The organism is Kitasatospora sp. NPDC005748, assembly GCF_040630735.1.
Lineage (GTDB): Bacteria > Actinomycetota > Actinomycetes > Streptomycetales > Streptomycetaceae > Kitasatospora.
Genome location: NZ_JBEXYD010000002.1, coordinates 87,157 through 103,734, shown reverse-complemented (window position 1 = coordinate 103,734; position 16,578 = coordinate 87,157). Strand labels below are relative to the sequence as shown.

The following is a 16,578-nucleotide window of genomic DNA, read 5'->3' as shown; positions in this document are numbered from 1 at the left end:
GGGGACTGTGTTCCGGTATGCAGGGGGAGGGCGTCCTCGGGAACCACCGCGCGACGGAATCCGTTCAACTGTCAGTCACAAGGGGGTGGGTGCATGTCCGGAGACCTGGGCACTGCGGAGATCCACGCTGGTCAGGCCCATGGCACCGCGGTCGCCGTCGACCGGATCCCGCTCCAGCGGGGCCCGGACGCACCGTCCGTCGCCGAGATCGACCCCGCGCCGGCCGCGACGGCCGTCGTCGCGCCGCAGGCGCCGCCGGGCCCCGGGCTGGACACCCGGACGCTCTCGCGCTCGCTCTTCCAGCGGCTCGCCGCCCTGGAGGCCGACAGCGCCGAGCACACCTACGTCCGTGACACCCTGATCGAGCTCAACCTGCCGCTGGTGCGGTACGCCTCCGCGCGCTTCCGCAGCCGCAACGAGCCGATGGAGGACATCGTCCAGGTCGGCACGATCGGCCTGATCAAGGCGATCGACCGGTTCGACCCGAACCGCGGGGTGGAGTTCCCCACCTTCGCGATGCCGACGGTGGTCGGCGAGATCAAGCGCTTCTTCCGGGACACCAGCTGGTCGGTCCGGGTGCCCCGGCGACTGCAGGAGCTGCGGCTGGCGCTCACCAAGGCCGGTGACGACCTGGCCCAGAAGCTGGACCGCTCCCCCACCGTCGCCGAGCTGGCCGTCTGCCTCGGCGTCAGCGAGGAGGACGTGGTCGAGGGGCTCGCGGTGGGCAACGCCTACACCGCCAGCTCCCTGGACTCCAGCCCCGGCGAGGAGGACGGCGACGGCCCGCTGGCCGAGCGGCTCGGCTACGAGGACCTCGCGCTGGAGGGCGTGGAGTACCGCGAGTCGCTGAAGCCGCTGCTGGCCAAGCTCCCGCCGCGCGAGCGCCGGATCATCATGCTGCGGTTCTTCGGCAACCTCACCCAGTCGCAGATCGGCGAGGAGATCGGCATCTCCCAGATGCATGTCTCCCGACTGCTGACCAGGACCCTCACACAGCTGCGCGAGGGCCTGATCAGCGAGGGGTGAGCCGGGGCCCGGGCCGGGCCGGGGCGACTCAGGGTACGAGCAGGTTGGCCCGCAGGCCCGCCAGCACGGCGTCGTCCAGGCCCAGGCCGTCCCGCCAGAACGACGCGAAGTCGGGCCAGCCGGCCTCGACCTCCTCGAAGGCCGCCTCCAGGTAGTCGCGCTCCGCCCGGAACACCGGGAGCAGCAGCTCCGGCTCCTGCATCAGGCCGCGGGTGCCGAAGCTGTCCACGATGGTCTCGACGATCGCGGCGGAGCGCTCGTTGGTCAGCAGGTAGTCGGCGAAGACCGTCTCGCGGTCCACCCCGAGGGCGGTGAGCAGGACGGCCGCCGTCCACCCGGTGCGGTCCTTGCCGGCCGAACAGTGGAACAGCAGCGGTGCGCCGTCCGGCGCGGCCAGCAGGCGCAGCACGGTGGCGAACCGCTCGCGGGCCACCGGGTCGGTCACGAACCACCGGTAGAGGCCGGTCATCATCGCGGCGGCCCGGCCGTCACCGAGCAGGGCGCGCTGCTTCTCCGGGCTGCGGTCGGCCAGGGCGTCGCGCAGCGCGACGTAGATGTCGAAATCCGCGGCGAAGACCGGCAGGTGGTGCAGGGTCACGCCGTCCGGGGCGGTGCGCTCGACGGTGATGGGCGCGGCGGACAGTTCGGCGGCCGCGATCACGGCCACCGGCAGGCCGCGGACCCGGTCGGGGCCGGCCTCGCGGACCTCGTCGAGGCTGCGCAGGTCGACGACCTGGCGCAGGCCGAGCGCCGCGAGCAGGTCGAGGTCCTCGTCGGTGAGGCGGTTGAGGCCGTCGCTGCGCAGCACGGCGCCGTGCTTCAGCACCCGTCCGTCGGCCGTCCGGTAGCCACCGAGATCGCGGGCGTTGACGGCGCCCCGCAGGCCGAGGCTCCGGGCCTGCTGGGCGGCTTCCGGAGCGGGCTCCGGGACCTCTTCCCGGGCACCGTCCCGGTCGCCCTCCACCGACGTCCCCACGGCATTCCGCAGGGCCTCGATTGCGGCGGTCTCGGTCTGCTGCTCGGTCACGCGGCGGCCTCCATTGGATATTCGAGCGGTGCCGTGGCACAACCCGACGCGATATTGCATGAACCTGCCCGACGGAACAGGGGGATGTGCAAGAGTGTCATGCGCAACGCCGCCAGTGTAGGGCGCGGCATACATGTCATCACCGCACGGTCGGTGACCAGCGGTAACGCTCCGGCGCCGTTTTTAATTCTCAATTCATTATTTGCGCAACAGGCGCTCTTCCGGTCACAATCAGCGCCTTCATGGCATCGCCATGAACGTTGGTAACAGATTCGCTGCACTCCTGCCCATTTGGTCCCAATCGGTGCGGAGTCTCCACCAGGATGGGCGCCGGGCAGCCTGCTGCCCGCGAACAGCGACCGGGCAGGCGAGCGTCGAGCAGCGAAAGCGCCCTGCCCAGGGGAGGAACACACATGGGTCGAGCGACCCGAAGAGTTGCCGCCTGCGCGGCAGCAGTCCTGCTGGCCGGCGGCCTGCAGTCATCCCTCGCACACGGTGCCACCGCAGCACCCAGGATCGACCTCACGGTCCTGGTGATCAGCGACGGCGGCCCCGCCTCGGCGGCCATCGCGGCCGAGCTGAAGAGCCAGGGCACCCCGTACAAGTTGGTCGACCTCAACGACGCCGGACGCCCGGTGATCAATGCGGCCTTCCTCAGCGACAGCCTCAACGGCCAGCCGCGCGGCAAGTTCCAGGGCATCGTGCTGCCCAACGACAACCCGTTCGCGGCCGGCTCCGCCGAGATGGCCGCGATCGCCGCCTACGAGGCGGCGTTCGGCGTGCGCCAGGTCGACGCGTACACCTACGCCAGGCCGGAGGTCGGCCTGAACTACGCCGCCGACCCGGGTTACATGGGCAGCCTCGACGGCTTCCAGGGCCAGGTCTCCACGGCCGGTCTCGCGGGTCCGTTCGGCTACCTCAAGGGCAGCGTCCCGTTCGAGGACAACGACCCGGCGGTCGGCGAGAGCTACGGCTTCCTCGCCACCCCGCTGACCACCCTGCCGGCCGGTGCGAGCTTCACCCCGCTGGTCGAGACGACCATCCCGGGCACCACCACCAAGGGCTCGCTGGTCGGCGAGTACAGCCACGACGGCCGCAAGGAGCTGGTCGTCACCTTCGTCTACAACCAGTACCAGCAGCAGTACCGCCTGCTGGCGCGCGGCATAGTCGACTGGATAACCCAGGGCGTCCACCTCGGCTACGACCGCAACTACTTCGCGGCCCACGTGGACGACGTCTTCCTGGCGGACGACCGCTGGGACACCGTGCTGAAGTGCACCCCCGGTGACGTCACCTGCCCGCCCGGCACCCCGGAGACGGCCGACCCGATCCGGATGACGGTCGCCGACGCGCAGTACGCCAAGCAGTGGCAGACCGCCAACAACTTCACCATGGACATGGTGTTCAACGGCGGCGGCAGCGAGGACTGGAAGGCCGACCACTCCGTCACCACCGACCCGGTGGTGGACCAGATGGTCGCCGACCAGACCAGCTACCGGTGGGTCAACCACACCTACACCCACCCGTACCTGGGCTGCCTCCAGGACGTCTCGGTGGTGCCGTGGAAGTGCACCAAGGACACCGCCGGAAACACCGTCTGGGTCGACCAGGCCACCATCACGTCCCAGATCAAGAACAACATCGACTGGGCCGCGGCGCGCAACCTGCACATCGACAAGACCGAGCTGGTCACCGGTGAGCACTCGGGCCTGCTGACCGCTCCGCAGGAGACCAGCGACAACCCGTACCTGGCTCCCTCGCTGGTCGCCAACGGCGTGAAGTGGACGGCCAGCGACGCCTCCCGCGAGACCGGCCAGCGGGCCGTCGGCTCGTCGGTGCTGACCGTGCCGCGGTACCCGATGAACGTCTTCTACAACGCCGCCACGGCGAAGGAGGAGACGGACGAGTACAACTGGATCTACACCAGCGTGGCCAACGGCGGCAGCGGGGTCTGCGAGAACAACGCCAACTCCACCTGCCTGCCGACGCCGCTGGACGTGAACACCGGCTACCAGTCGTACATCGTGCCGCTGGAGGCCCGGATCGACCTCGGCCACGTGCTGAGCAACGACCCGCGACCGCACTTCATCCACCAGTCGAACCTGTCCGAGGACCGGATCGTCTACCCGGTGCTGGAGAAGGTCCTCTCCACCTACCGCGCGCTGCACGCCGACAACGCGCCGATCGTGAACCTGGCGCAGAAGGACCTCGGCGCCGAGTTCCAGCGCCGCGCGGCCTGGAACGCGGCGCTCACCGCCGGCCAGGTCACCGCCTACCGGGTCGGCGACACCGTCACGGTGAGCGCTCCGGCCGGCGTCCAGGTGCAGGCCACCATGCCGACCGGCACCACCCAGAAGCTCGCGATCGGCTCGGGTGCGTTCGGCACCGCCTACGCCGGTACGCTGTCCGGCTGGGTGAAGCCCGGAGCGCTCCAGAGCAGCGTCCAGCTCAAGCTGGCCGCGGCGGTCACCCCGGCGGCTCCGGCCGCCGCGCCGAACACCGCCAAGACGCTGACCGCTCCGGCGCCGGCCGACAAGAAGGTCGTGCCCCAGGGCACCGCCGACGCCGTCCCGGCCGGTCCGGGCGACACCGCCCGGACCGACGCCCCGACGCTGGTCCCCGGTAGCGGGGTCCCGGTGCCGGGCAAGGGCGTCACGGCCGGCAAGAGCAGCACCAAGGGCAACGCCAAGGGCGGCGCCCAGACCGGCAAGGCCTCCGGGGGGAAGGCCGACCCGACCAAGAAGACCGCCGGCCAGTCCGGCACCCGCTAACAGGTGACACCGGTGGTGGGACGGGCGACGGCCCGCCCCACCACCGGCCACCGGGCCCGGCCGTCCAGGCCGGCCGCTTGACGCAAGGACAGGAGGGGGGACAGGAATGCGCGTCACCCTGCTCACCGAGGGGACGTACCCGCACCAGCACGGCGGCGTGAGCGTCTGGTGCGACCAGCTCGTCCAGGGCATGCCGGACGTCGACTTCGACGTCATCGCCGTCACCGGGACCGGCCACGAACCGCTGGCCTGGGAGCTGCCCGCCAACGTGCGGTCCGTCACGACCGCACCGCTCTGGGGCCCTGCCGCCGACGGCAGAGCACCCCGCGGCCGCGAGATGCGCCGCTTCCTCAACGCGTACGAGCGCTTCCTGCACTCCATCCTGGACCCCGTCTACACCACCCACTTCGGCACCGAGCTGTACGGCTTCGCCGACCTCGCCCGGCGCGGGCTGCTCAGCCCGGCGCTGCGCAGCGAGCGCGCCCTGCGCACCCTCCAGCACGTCTGGACCCGCGACTACCTCTCCACCGGCGTCTCCCGGCCCACCCTGCACGACGCGCTCAACGCCACCGACCTGCTGGAGCACGCGCTGCGCCCGCTGTCGGTCGAGCCGCCCCAGGACGGCGTCGCGCACGCGGCGAGCGGCGGCCTCGCCACCCTGCCCGGGCTGATCGCCTCGCAGCAGTACGGCGTACCGTTTCTCCTCACCGAGCACGGCATCTACCTGCGCGAGCGCTACCTCGGCTACCGCACCGGCCCCTACCGCTGGCCGGTCAAGGCGCTGCTGCTGGGCTTCTACCGGATGCTCGCCGAGGAGAGCTACCGGCGGGCCGCGCTGGTCACCCCCGGCAACCGGTACAACCGGCGCTGGGAGGAGCGCGGCGGCACGCCGTCCGCGCACATCCGGACCGTCTACAACGGCGTGGACCCGGCGGCCTTCCCGCCCGCCGGGCCGGAGCCCGAGACGCCCACCCTCAGCTGGGCCGGCCGGGTCGACCCGATCAAGGACCTGGAGACGCTGATCCGCGCCTTCGCCATCGTCCGCGACGAGATACCCGACGCGCGGCTGCGGCTGTTCGGCGGCACGCCCAAGGGCGGCGAGGCCTACCGCGACCGCTGCATAGCCCTGGCCGCCGAGCTCGGCGTCGCCGACTCGGTGGCCTTCGAAGGCCGCGTCGCGGACATCACCGACGCGTACGCGGCGGGGAACGTGGTGATGCTCTCCAGCATCAGCGAGGGCTTCCCGTTCACCCTGATCGAAGCGATGTCCTGCGGCCGCTCCACGGTCTCGACCGACGTGGGCGGCGTGCGCGAGGCCGTCGGCGACACCGGTCTGGTCGTCCCGCCGCGCGAACCCGAACCGATGGCGGCCGCCGCCGTCGAGCTGCTGCGCGACCCGGAGCGCCGGGCCCGGCTCGGCGAGCAGGCCCGGCTGCGGGTGATCGAGCAGTTCACGCTCCGCCAGAACATCGACGGCTTCCGCGGCATCTACACCGAGCTGCTGGGCACCTCCCGCTGGCTGCCGAACGGCGTCGTCGCCGTCACCGACGGCGCGTCCGACGCGGACTGGGACGACCCGGTGCCCCTCGAAGCGGCCGCCGAACGCAGCGAGGTCGGCGCGTGAACGACCGCAGGGAGCGAACCATCACAAGCTGCGCGTCCCGCGAAGCGGCTGCCGAGCGAAGCGAGGTGGGCGCGTGAACGACCGCAGGGAGCGAACCATCACAAGCTGCGCGTCCCGCGAAGCGGCTGCCGAGCGAAGCGAGGTGGGCGCATGAGCGGCCCGCTCCGCCTGGTGCCCGACGAGGCCGGCCCCGACTGGCCCGAGCAGACCGTACAGCTGCGCACCCTCCCGAGGGGGCGCCGCCGGCCCGTACTGCCCGCGCAGCGGCCCGTCCCCGAGCCCGAGGAGCAGCTGGAGCTCTCCCCGGACCCGCTGGACGAGCTCGCCGAGCGGCTCGCCGACGTCTGCGCCGACGCCGTCCACCCCTACGAGATCGCGGCCTTCCTGGAGTCCGACGGCCTCTCCGACGAGCAGGCCGGGCTGCTGTACGGCCGCCCCGACGCGTTCACCGTCGCCGAGGAGCTGTTCGAGAAGGTCGAGCGCCGCTACCCGGGCCCGAGCTCCGAGTTCGCCAACCCCTGGCGGGCCGACCCCTGGCGGTGCGTCGTGCGCGGCCTGGTGTTCGCCCTGCCCGGCCTCGGCTACCTGCTCGGCGCCAACCTGTTCGCGGCCACCCGGATGCGCTTCGGCCTCCCCTCGGGGATGCTCGCGCTCTCCGTCGCCACCCTGGTCAGCTGGTCGTGGAACCAGGCGCTGGCGCACCGCTCGTACGCCTGGCTGGGCCGCGGCCGGCGGCGTGCGGCCGGCGTCTGCCTGGCGGTCGGCGCACCGCTGGGCGCACTGGTCGCCGCCGTTGCCGGGTACGTGATCGGCGGTCCGCTCGGTGCGCTCTGCTTCGCCGCCGGGCAGTCCGGCTACCTGGCGGCGGCCACCGTCCTGCTGGTGCTCGGGCGGGAGAAGTTCCTGCTGGTGGCACTGGCACCGTCGGCGATCGGGGCCGGCGTGGTGCTGGCCGTGGACGTGCCGCAACTCGTCCGGACGGTCGTGCTGCTGGCCTCGCTCGCGCTCGCGGTGGGCCTGGCCGGCCGGGAGGTCGTCCGCTGTCTGCGCAGCGAGCAGGACACCACGGTGCTCAGGCTCCCGCTCCGCAAGGAGGTGCCGCACCTGCTGTTCGGCCTGGCCGTCGGCACCCTCACCATGATCGCCGGCCTCGGCACGACCGTCCACCAGGCGGTCCGCACCGGGGCCGCGGAAGGCGCGTCCGCCAGCCCGACGGGGCCGGCCATGATCGCGCTGACGCTCAGCCTCGGGCTCGCCGAGTGGCTGCTGTTCCGCTACCGGGCGATGGCCGTGGCCGGGCTGCGGACCAGCCACACCCCGGCCGCGTTCGCCCGCCGCACCGCCGGCGTGCTGCTCGGCTGCCTGTTCATCTACCTCACCACCGTGGCCGCGCTGGACGCCGCCGCCACCGTGCTCTGGCCCGGCGCCCCGGCGCTCGGGGTCCCGGAGCTCGGTGCGCTGCTGCTGCTCGGCGGCTCCCTCTGGCTGGCGCTGCTGCTGAACGCCTTCGGGTTCAGCTGGAGCACCGCCCTGATCTGTCTGGCAGCCGCGGGCGCCGAGTGCGCCGGACTGCTGACCGGTGTCGACCCGACCGTCCTGCAGCTGATCGGCTGCGGGGCCGCGGCCGCGGTCCTCACCGCCATCGCCGGGCCCGTGCTCGGCCGCACCACCAGGCACCGCTGAACCACCAGTGCTGGGTCACCACCGTTCCGCGCCCAGCCGTCCCCACCCGTACCAGAGCAGAAAGCGATCTACCGGATGAGCAACGTCGCCGTTACCGGAGCCGAGGGCTTCATCGGCTCCCACCTCGTCGAGACCCTGGTCGCGGACGGCCATCAGGTCCGCGCCATGGTGCAGTACAACTCCTTCTCCTCCTTCGGATGGCTGGAGACCCTCCCCAAGGAGGTGCTGGACTCCGTCGAGATCGTCCTCGGCGACGTCCGGGACCCGGGCTCCGTCACCGGCCTGGTCAAGGGCACCGAGGCGGTCTACCACCTGGCCGCCCTGATCGCGATCCCGTACTCCTACCGGGCTCCGCACTCCTACGTCGACACCAACGTCACCGGCACCCTCAACGTGCTGGAGGCGGTGCGCCACCTCGACGTGCCGCGCCTGGTGCACACCTCCACCAGCGAGACCTACGGGACCGCGCAGACCGTGCCGATCACCGAGGACCACCCGATCAACACCCAGTCCCCGTACGCCGCCTCCAAGGCCGGCGGGGACCGGCTCGCCGACAGCTACTACGCGAGCTTCGAGACCCCGGTCGTCACGCTGCGCCCGTTCAACACCTTCGGCCCGCGCCAGTCGATGCGCGCTGTCATCCCCACCGTGATCGCCCAGGTGGCCGCCGGCGAGCGCGAGATCACCCTGGGCGACCTGCGCCCGACCCGTGACTTCACCTTCGTGAAGGACACCGCCAACGCCTTCCGCACGGTCGGCACCGCCCCGGCCGAGACCGTGGTCGGCAGGACCTTCAACGCCGGCACCGGCGGCGAGATCTCGGTCGGCGACCTGGTCGTCCTGATCGGCAAGCTGATGGGCGCCGACCTCACGGTGAAGGAGGACGAGCAGCGCATCCGTCCGGCCAACTCCGAGGTGATGCGCCTGGTCGCCGACGCGACCCGGCTGCGCACGGCCACCGGCTGGGCCCCGGAGTTCTCCCTGGAGCAGGGCCTTGAGCAGACCATCGAGTTCTTCCGTGACCCCGCCAACCTGGCGCGCTACAAGACCGACATCTACAACGTCTGACCTGCCGCACCTCACTGGCAGCACCGGCAACCACAAGGCTCCTGTCGCACCATACTTCCGTGGGGGAAACACCATGCACGCAGTGATCCTGGCCGGTGGCAAGGGCGTTCGCCTTCGTCCCTACACCACCGCCCTCCCCAAGCCGCTCGTCCCGATCGGCGACCAGCACGCGATCCTGGAGATCGTGATGCGCCAGCTCGCCGCGGCGGGCTTCACCTCCGTCACCCTGGCCATCGGCCACCTCGGCCACATCATCCGCGCCTACGTCGGCAACGGCTCCCAGTGGGGGCTCCGGGTCGGCTACGCCGTCGAGGACAGCCCGCTCGGCACCATGGGCCCGCTGCTCACCATGCAGGACCGGCTGCCCGAGCACTTCCTGGTGATGAACGGCGACATCCTCACCGACCTGGACTTCGCCGGGGTGCTCAAGCACCACGAGTCCTCCGGGGCGCCGCTCACCATCGCCACCTACGCCCGCCAGGTCAGGATCGACTTCGGTGTGCTGACCACCGAGTCCGGCTCGATCACCGGCTTCCAGGAGAAGCCGACCATCGACTACCGGGTCTCGATGGGTGTCTACGGCGTGTCGCGCTCGGCGCTCGCCGCCTACACCCCGGGCCTGCCGCTGGGCTTCGACGAGCTGGTGCTCGACCTGCTCGCCGCGCAGACCCCGCCGGCCGCCTACGAGTTCGGCGGCTACTGGCTCGACATCGGCCGCCCGGACGACTACGACCGGGCCAACGCCGAGTTCGCGCTCAACCGCTCGGTGCTGCTCCCGGGCGAGCCCGAGGGCCTGTACGCCGTGCCGAACGGCCCGGGAGCGGCGGTCCCGGCCGCCCGCACCGCGGCGGACGCCGCCGACGGGCAGCCGACGGCCTCCGCCGCGACGGGCCCCGAGAACGACGGACGGGCCGCGTGAGAATCCTGCTGCTCGGCGTGGACGGCTTCCTCGGCCGGCACGCCGCCACCGTCCTGCGGTCACTGCCCGGAGCCACCGTGCTGACCGCCGGGCGGCGGCCCGACCACGACCTGCGCCTGGACCTCGCCACCGCGCAGGCCGGTCCGCTCGGCGAGGAGCTGGCCGCGCTCGCCCCGGACGCGGTGGTGAACTTCGCCGGCGCGGTGTCCGGCAGCGCGGTCACGCTCGCCGAGGTCAACGCGCGCGGCCCGGCCGTGCTCTGCGAGGCCCTGGCCCAGGGCGCGCCGAAGGCCCGGCTGGTGCACATCGGCTCGGCCGGCGAGTACGGCGTCTGCGAGCCCGGCAGCTCCCTCGCCGAGGACGCCGACGCCCGCCCGGTCGGCGTCTACGGCGCGACCAAGCTGGCCGGCTCCCTCGCGGTGGCCGGCTCGCCGCTGGACGCCGTGGTGCTGCGGGTGTTCAACCCGGTCGGACCGGGCGCACCGGCCGGCTCGCTGCCCGGCCGGCTCGCCGCCGAGCTGCGCCGGGCCGCGCCGCAGGGCGCCGACGGCGTGGTGGAGGTCGGGGACCTCTCGGCCCACCGCGACTTCGTCGACGCCCGGGACGTCGCCCGCGCGGTCGGCCTGGCCGTCGCCGCCGAGCACCCGCTGCCCCGGGTGCTCAACCTCGCCTCCGGGCGGGCGAAGCCGGTCCGGGCGATCGCGGACGGCCTGGCCGCCGCGGCCGGGTTCACCGGCCGGATCGACGAGAGCGGCGCCGGCTCCGAGCGCTCGGCCGCCGTCTCCTGGCAGCAGGCCGAGGTCTCGGCCGCCGCCCGGGAGCTCGGCTGGCACCCGGAGACGGACCTCGCCGACACCCTGCGCGACCTCTGGCTCAGCACCGATCCCCTGGTCACCGGATGACCGGCGCGAGCCCTGTCGACGGCCGCCTGCTGGTGCCGCTGTACGTCCACCCCGCGGTGGACCCGGCGGCCTGGCAGGCGGTCGCCGCCGCCGACCCGGGCCGGATCGCCGCCGTCGTGCTGAACCTGGCCGACGGCCCCGGCGCCGTCCCCGACAACGTCTTCGCCGAGGCCGCCGACGAGCTGCGCAAGGCGGGCCTCCCGCTGCTCGGCTACGCCGACACCGACTACGGCCGACGACCCCACGCCGCCGTGGTCGACGACATCCTGACGTACCGTCAGCGGCACGGCATCACCGGCGTCTACCTCGACCAGGTCGCCACCCACCCGGGTGCGCTGGCGCACTACCGGCGGCTCGCCACCGCGGCCCGCGCCGCCGGTTGCGCGACCGTGGTGTTCGGCCACGGCGACCACCCCGATCCCGGCTACGCCGAGGTCGGACTCGCCGACCTGCTCGTCACCTTCGAGGGGGACTGGGAGGCGTACCGCGCGATGACCCTGCCGGTCTGGACCGGCCGGCACGCCGCCGCCCGGTTCTGCCACCTGGTGTACGACGTCCCCGCCGAGGAGGCCGGGGAGGCCGCCGCGCTGATCACCGCCCGCCGGGCCGGCGTCGGCTGCGCGGTCCCGGGCGCCGGGGAGAACCCCTGGAGCACCCTGCCGCACGCCCTGGCTGTCACCGAACCGACCTGACCCCACCCGGAGTTCGAGTACCGTGACCCGTCCCACCCGGCCCCTGCTGGCCGCCCTCGCCCTGACCACCGCCCTGGTGCTGACCTCGTGCAGCAGCTCGGGCCAGGAGGACGAGGACGACACCTCGGCCGACGCCACCGGCTCCCAGCCGCCCGCGGCCACCGCCGCACCCGTCCCGGGCACCCCGTCCGCACCCGCGACGACCGACCCCGGGACACCGAGCGCCCCCGGCACCCCGGCGCCCGCGACCACCCCGGGCACGCCGAGCGACCCGGGAACACCGGGCACGCCGCCGGCCCCGGGCACCCCCTCGGTGCCCGGCACCCCGGGCACGCCGGCGCAGCCCGCCGGCGCCCGCTGGCAGCCCACCCCCGGCCTCGCCTGGCAGTGGCAACTCGGCGGCGCGGTCGACCAGTCGGTGGACGTCCCGGTCTACGACGTGGACGGCTTCGAGACCGACGCCGCCGTGGTCGCCGCCCTGCACGCCAAGGGCCGGAAGGTGATCTGCTACATCAACGCCGGCTCCTGGGAGGACTTCCGCCCCGACGCCGCCGCCTTCACCAAGGCCCTCCAGGGCTCCGGCAACGGCTGGAAGGGCGAGAAGTGGTTCGACATCCGCAAGCTGGACCAGCTGAAGCCGCTGATGGCGGCCCGATTCGACATGTGCCGGAGCAAGGGCTTCGACGCCGTCGAACCGGACACCATCGAGGCCTACAACCAGAACAGCGGCTTCCCGCTGACCGCCGAGGACCAGCTGCGGTACAACCGCATGCTGGCCTCGCTCGCCCATGAGCGCGGCATGGCGATCGGCCTGAAGAACGACCTGGACCAGATCCCCGCCCTGCTGCCCGACTTCGACTTCGCCGTGAACGAGGAGTGCGCGCAGTTCGACGAGTGCGCCCGGCTCTCACCCTTCATCCAGGCGGGCAAGGCGGTCTTCCACGTCGAGTACAAGCTCGGCACGGAGAAGTTCTGTGCCCGGACCAAGTCGCTGGGCCTCAGCTCTATGCAGAAGAAGTTGGAGCTGGACGCCTGGCGGAAGCCCTGCTGAGGCCCCGTCGGGGCAGCAGGGCGTACCGGCCCGCCAGGCACTCCGTCGGACGGATTACTTGACAGCCAGCCAGATGACGGCGCCCACCACGACCAGCGCGACGACGGCGATCACGGCGATCAGACCGGTCCGGTTGCCGCCGCTGCTGCTGCCATAGGTGGAGACGGAGCCCGGAGCCTGGGGTGCCGGGGTCTCGTCGACGAACGCCCGGAACATCTGGGTGTTGCCGGCGGGGTCGTAGTCGTTGTCAGCCATGGCACGGACTCTAACGAATCCGCCGACCCCGCCGACACCCCGGACCCTCCTCCGGCGCCCCGCCCCGCCCGCCGGCCCGGGCGGGGCGGGGCGGGGCGAGTACGACAGGTACGTGAACTCTGCCGCGACCACGGAATGCCGGTCCGGGCGATCCGGTTGACTCGGGTCATGACCGGAATCCACAGTGACGCCCCCGGCCGGGTCCGGCTCGGCACCTCCGACCTCGCCGTCCACCCCCTCTCCCTGGGTGGCAACGTCTTCGGCTGGACGGCCGACGAACAGCAGTCGTTCGCCGTCCTGGACGCCTACACCGCCGCCGGCGGCAACTTCGTCGACACCGCCGACACCTACTCCTCCTGGGTGCCCGGCAACACCGGCGGCGAGTCCGAGAGCATCATCGGCGACTGGCTGCGCAGCCGCGGCAACCGCGACGACCTGGTGATCGCCACCAAGGTCGGCCTCCACCCCGAGGCGCGCGGCCTGGGCGCGGCCACCATCAAGTCCTCGGTCGAGGGCTCACTGCGCCGGCTCGGCATCGAGCACATCGACCTCTACTACACCCACCAGGACGACGACACCCCGGTGGAGGAGTTCATCACCGCCCTGGACGAGCTGGTGAAGGAGGGCAAGGTCCGCGAGATCGCCGCCTCCAACATCGGCGCCGAGCGGCTCGCCGAGGCGCTGGCCTTCTCCGAGCGCGAGGGCCTGGCCGCGTACGTCGCCGTCCAGCCGCACTACAACCTGGTCTCCCGCGCCACCTTCGAGGGCCCGCTCGCCGACGTGGTCGCCGCGCACGGCCTGGCCACGGTGCCCTACTACGCCCTCGCCTCCGGCTTCCTGACCGGCAAGTACCGGCTCGGCGGCGGCGAGGTGGCCAGCGCCCGCTCCGAGGGCGCCTCCCGCTACCTGGCCGACCCACGCGGCCCCAAGGTGCTGGAGGCGCTGGACACCGTCGCCGCCGAGCACGAGGCGGAGATCGCCACGGTGGCCCTGGCCTGGCTGACCACCCGCCCGACGGTCGCCGCGCCGATCGCCAGCGCCCGCCGGGTCGAGCAGCTGCCGCCGCTGCTCGCCGCCGCCTCGCTGCGCCTCACTGCGGAGCAGCTCGCCCTGCTGGACGCCGCCTCCGCCTGACCCCGGCGCGCGGCGGCCCCCGGCGGAATCGATCCGCTCGGGGGCCGCCGCGCCGGACGCGCCGTTACGGGCGCCCGAAATGGGTCGGGTAGAAGCCGCTGCTGAGGGTGGAGACCCGCACCGTCCTCCCCGGCCGGGGCGCCTCGACGAACTTCCCGCCGCCGAGGTAGATCCCCACGTGGTGGATCCCGGAGGCCCGGCCGCTGTCCGACCAGAACAGCAGGTCACCGCGGTGCAGCTGTCCGGCGGTGATCGGGGTGGTGGCCGCGTACTGGTCGTCCGCCACCCGCGGCAGGCTGATGCCGCTGCGCCGAAAGGCCTGCTGGACCAGCCCCGAGCAGTCGAAGCCCGACGGGCCGTCACCGCCCCAGACGTAGGGCTTGCCGAGCTGGGCGAGTGCGTAGTCGATCGCCGACTGCGTGCTGCGGGAGGACGGCCCGCTCCCGGCGGCCGGCCGGTCGGGCGCCGGGTCCGACCCGCCGCCGGTCCCGCTGGTGCGGCTGAGGTAGATGTCGTAGTGGCTGGTGTACCGCCACTCGCCGCTGCCGTTCTTGAACCAGTACTTCGAGCCGTCCCAGCCCTGCCGCGGACCCGAGGACGACCCGCTCGACGAGGTGGGCGCCGGCGTGGACGCGGCGCCGTTGGAGACGGCCGCCTTGCCGGATCCCCCGGATCCCCCGGACGCGCCGGACGCGCCGGACGCGCCGGTACGGGCGGCGTAGACGTCGTAGTGGCCGGTCCAGCGCCAGGTGCCGTTCGCGGCCTTGAACCAGTACTTCGAGCCGTCCCAGCCCTGCTTGCCGGGCGCGGCGTGCGCGGACCCGGCACCGGCCGTCAGACCGACCACGCCGGCTCCCGCCAGCACGGTGGTGGCCAGGCAAGTGGTCCGCACGGCGCGGTGTATTCGCGCGCCACCGGACGTCCCGGCCGCCGGGCGGGCGGTGCGCGGCCGGGCCGCGCAGTTCGGGCAGCCGCAGCCCGCCACGGCGGGGATGCTGCCGAGCGTCTCCTCGAAACCGATCAGCGCGGCGCCGGCACCGGCGAACTCCGCCTCGAACTCGGCTTCGAAGTCGGCTTCGAACTCGGCCTCGACGTCGGTCTCGAAACCGCTCTCCGTGCCGATGGCTATCCTCATGCCGGTCGTCCTTCCTTCCGCCCGGCCCGGGCGGCCGGGGACGGTACCGAAGCGGCCACTCCGGCCGGGGCGACGAAGGCGACCAGCAACTGCTCCATCAGAGCGCTGCGGGCGGCCTCGTCCAGCTCGTGCGCGGTCGCGCGCTCCAGCCGGCGGACGGCGAGCGCCGCCGCCTCGACCGCGTCGTCCACCAGCACCGTGCGCAGGCCCGCGTCCAGGTCGGCCAGCCGGCGCCGGCGCATCGACTCGGCGACCTCGGGCGCGTAGTCCAGCGCGAGCGGCTGCGCCGAGTAGACCTCCAGCCCGGCCGGGGCGACCTCGGCGGCCAGCGCCCTGGTCAGCTCGTCGGCGAACCACTGGCCGTCGCGCAGCGCCGGGCCGGGGGCCGCGTTGCTGTCGCACGGCAGCATGGACGCCGTCCGGGTCAGCACCGCCTGCACCTGCTCGCGCAGGTAGTGCTCGTGGTCCTCGATCGCCAGCAGCGCCCGGGCGGTGTCCTTGACCCGCCAGACGATCAGCAGCCGCACGACGATCGGCGTACCGGTCCGGTCGACCACCTTGACCGGCTCGCTGCGCCAGTGCCGCAGCCGCACGTCCACCCGGCGCCGGCGCAGCAGCGGGTTGACCCAGACCAGACCGGTGCGCCGGACGGTGCCGCGGTAGCGGCCCCAGCGGCTGAGCACCCGGGTCTCACCGCCCGCGTTGGCCAGCAGCCCGGCCAGCGCGAGGACGATCAGCAGACCGGCCGCGCTGACCGCGATGCCGGACCGCACCGTCACCTCCGCCCCGCCGCTGGCCCGGGCGGCGGCACCGCGCAGATCGGGCAGCGCCTCCCAGGACGGGATGACGCCGTCGTTCAGCAGGACCAGCACGACGGCGGTCACCCCCGCCAGCAGCGCCAGCAGCGCGATCCAGCCGGGCAGCACCGCGGCTCCGTGCTCGCGCAGCGCCTGGTCGGCGCGCGGGGGCCGGCGGGAGGTGGTCGCGGTGACTGCGCCGGGCGGGGTGGCCTCCGGCAGCTCCACCGCCTCCAGGACCGCCGTCTCCAGCGGGTCGCGCAGGTCGACCGGCGTGACCGCCGGACCGGGGACGACCGCCAGCGGTGTGGTCGCCGGCCCGTTGTCGACGGGTTTGCCCGTCTTGGGCGCCCTCGCCATCGGGCTGGAGCCGGAGGCGGAACGTTCCCGCAGGGTCGGCGGCAACGCCTTGGGCAGATTGTCGGGTCGCGGCGAAGAATCGCGGGTGACGTCCATGCACGGATCCTCGGGTTCGGTGTGTCGCGCAACGGGCG

General features: G+C 73.1%; 13 protein-coding genes and 1 pseudogene. 10 read left to right on the top strand and 4 right to left on the bottom strand.

The features are described 5' to 3' along the window. The first annotated feature begins 93 nt into the window (after positions 1–93). Complete coding sequence (locus tag ABZ495_RS01865; RefSeq protein WP_359804079.1) at positions 94–1,026, top strand: RNA polymerase sigma factor SigF; 933 nt, start codon at positions 94–96, stop codon at positions 1,024–1,026. Between the two features lie 28 nt (positions 1,027–1,054). Here the strand turns inward: ABZ495_RS01865 and ABZ495_RS01860 are convergent, their stop codons facing one another. Further along, positions 1,055–2,053, bottom strand: coding sequence for a tyrosine-protein phosphatase (locus ABZ495_RS01860; RefSeq protein WP_359804078.1), 999 nt, complete (start codon positions 2,051–2,053; stop codon positions 1,055–1,057). A gap of 413 nt (positions 2,054–2,466) precedes the next feature. Between ABZ495_RS01860 and ABZ495_RS01855 the strand changes: the two genes are divergently transcribed. The 8 genes and pseudogenes from ABZ495_RS01855 (at position 2,467) to ABZ495_RS01820 (ending at position 12,763) form a co-directional block, all read left to right on the top strand. Next, positions 2,467–4,824, top strand: coding sequence for a hypothetical protein (locus tag ABZ495_RS01855; protein ID WP_359804077.1), 2,358 nt, complete (start codon positions 2,467–2,469; stop codon positions 4,822–4,824). A 106-nt stretch (positions 4,825–4,930) separates the two neighbouring features. Beyond that, a complete protein-coding gene (gene pelF / locus ABZ495_RS01850; RefSeq protein ID WP_329488648.1) occupies positions 4,931–6,448 on the top strand; it encodes a GT4 family glycosyltransferase PelF in 1,518 nt (505 codons plus the stop codon). A 150-nt stretch (positions 6,449–6,598) separates the two neighbouring features. Further along, complete coding sequence (locus ABZ495_RS01845; RefSeq protein WP_359833954.1) at positions 6,599–8,131, top strand: hypothetical protein; 1,533 nt, start codon at positions 6,599–6,601, stop codon at positions 8,129–8,131. Positions 8,132–8,206: 75 nt separating this feature from the next. Next, a complete protein-coding gene (locus ABZ495_RS01840; protein ID WP_329488650.1) occupies positions 8,207–9,199 on the top strand; it encodes an SDR family NAD(P)-dependent oxidoreductase in 993 nt (330 codons plus the stop codon). Between the two features lie 73 nt (positions 9,200–9,272). Then, a pseudogene (locus ABZ495_RS01835) lies at positions 9,273–9,980 on the top strand (nucleotidyltransferase family protein); the annotation flags it as partial. Positions 9,981–10,114: 134 nt separating this feature from the next. Beyond that, complete coding sequence (locus ABZ495_RS01830; RefSeq protein ID WP_359804075.1) at positions 10,115–11,020, top strand: NAD(P)-dependent oxidoreductase; 906 nt, start codon at positions 10,115–10,117, stop codon at positions 11,018–11,020. Beyond that, positions 11,017–11,712 carry a spherulation-specific family 4 protein gene (locus ABZ495_RS01825; RefSeq protein WP_329488652.1) on the top strand — a complete coding sequence of 232 codons (696 nt, stop codon included), beginning with the start codon at positions 11,017–11,019 and terminating at the stop codon, positions 11,710–11,712. The genes ABZ495_RS01830 and ABZ495_RS01825 overlap by 4 nt, the downstream gene beginning before the upstream one ends. A 313-nt stretch (positions 11,713–12,025) precedes the next feature. Then, positions 12,026–12,763, top strand: a complete 738-nt coding sequence (locus ABZ495_RS01820) for an endo alpha-1,4 polygalactosaminidase (protein WP_359834189.1) — start codon at positions 12,026–12,028, stop codon at positions 12,761–12,763. A 54-nt stretch (positions 12,764–12,817) separates the two neighbouring features. On the opposite strand, the gene ABZ495_RS01815 is transcribed toward ABZ495_RS01820, so the two are convergent. After that, positions 12,818–13,018, bottom strand: a complete 201-nt coding sequence (locus ABZ495_RS01815; protein ID WP_329488653.1) for a hypothetical protein — start codon at positions 13,016–13,018, stop codon at positions 12,818–12,820. Between the two features lie 168 nt (positions 13,019–13,186). Here ABZ495_RS01815 and ABZ495_RS01810 point away from each other — a divergent pair, with 168 nt between their 5' ends. Beyond that, positions 13,187–14,152 (top strand): aldo/keto reductase, encoded by a 966-nt coding sequence (locus ABZ495_RS01810; RefSeq protein ID WP_359833953.1) that lies wholly within the window; start codon positions 13,187–13,189, stop codon positions 14,150–14,152. Positions 14,153–14,216: 64 nt separating this feature from the next. Here the strand turns inward: ABZ495_RS01810 and ABZ495_RS01805 are convergent, their stop codons facing one another. Together ABZ495_RS01805 and ABZ495_RS01800 are read right to left on the bottom strand one after the other, a co-directional pair. After that, positions 14,217–15,287 (bottom strand): C40 family peptidase, encoded by a 1,071-nt coding sequence (locus tag ABZ495_RS01805; RefSeq protein WP_359833952.1) that lies wholly within the window; start codon positions 15,285–15,287, stop codon positions 14,217–14,219. Beyond that, entirely contained in the window at positions 15,284–16,540 is a 1,257-nt protein-coding gene (locus ABZ495_RS01800; RefSeq protein ID WP_359833951.1) for an SPFH domain-containing protein, read from the bottom strand. Before ABZ495_RS01800 ends, ABZ495_RS01805 begins: the two co-directional genes overlap by 4 nt. Positions 16,541–16,578 lie beyond the last annotated feature (38 nt).

Excerpts from the sequence above, each read along its gene's own strand:
- ABZ495_RS01815 (WP_329488653.1), bottom strand. The coding sequence starts at position 13,018 with ATGGCTGACAACGACTACGACCCCGCCGGCAACACCCAGATGTTCCGG.
- ABZ495_RS01845 (WP_359833954.1), top strand. The coding sequence starts at position 6,599 with ATGAGCGGCCCGCTCCGCCTGGTGCCCGACGAGGCCGGCCCCGACTGG.
- ABZ495_RS01805 (WP_359833952.1), bottom strand. The coding sequence starts at position 15,287 with ATGAGGATAGCCATCGGCACGGAGAGCGGTTTCGAGACCGACGTCGAG.
- ABZ495_RS01840 (WP_329488650.1), top strand. The coding sequence starts at position 8,207 with ATGAGCAACGTCGCCGTTACCGGAGCCGAGGGCTTCATCGGCTCCCAC.
- pelF (WP_329488648.1), top strand. The coding sequence starts at position 4,931 with ATGCGCGTCACCCTGCTCACCGAGGGGACGTACCCGCACCAGCACGGC.
- ABZ495_RS01810 (WP_359833953.1), top strand. The coding sequence starts at position 13,187 with ATGACCGGAATCCACAGTGACGCCCCCGGCCGGGTCCGGCTCGGCACC.
- ABZ495_RS01800 (WP_359833951.1), bottom strand. The coding sequence starts at position 16,540 with ATGGACGTCACCCGCGATTCTTCGCCGCGACCCGACAATCTGCCCAAG.
- ABZ495_RS01825 (WP_329488652.1), top strand. The coding sequence starts at position 11,017 with ATGACCGGCGCGAGCCCTGTCGACGGCCGCCTGCTGGTGCCGCTGTAC.
- ABZ495_RS01855 (WP_359804077.1), top strand. The coding sequence starts at position 2,467 with ATGGGTCGAGCGACCCGAAGAGTTGCCGCCTGCGCGGCAGCAGTCCTG.
- ABZ495_RS01865 (WP_359804079.1), top strand. The coding sequence starts at position 94 with ATGTCCGGAGACCTGGGCACTGCGGAGATCCACGCTGGTCAGGCCCAT.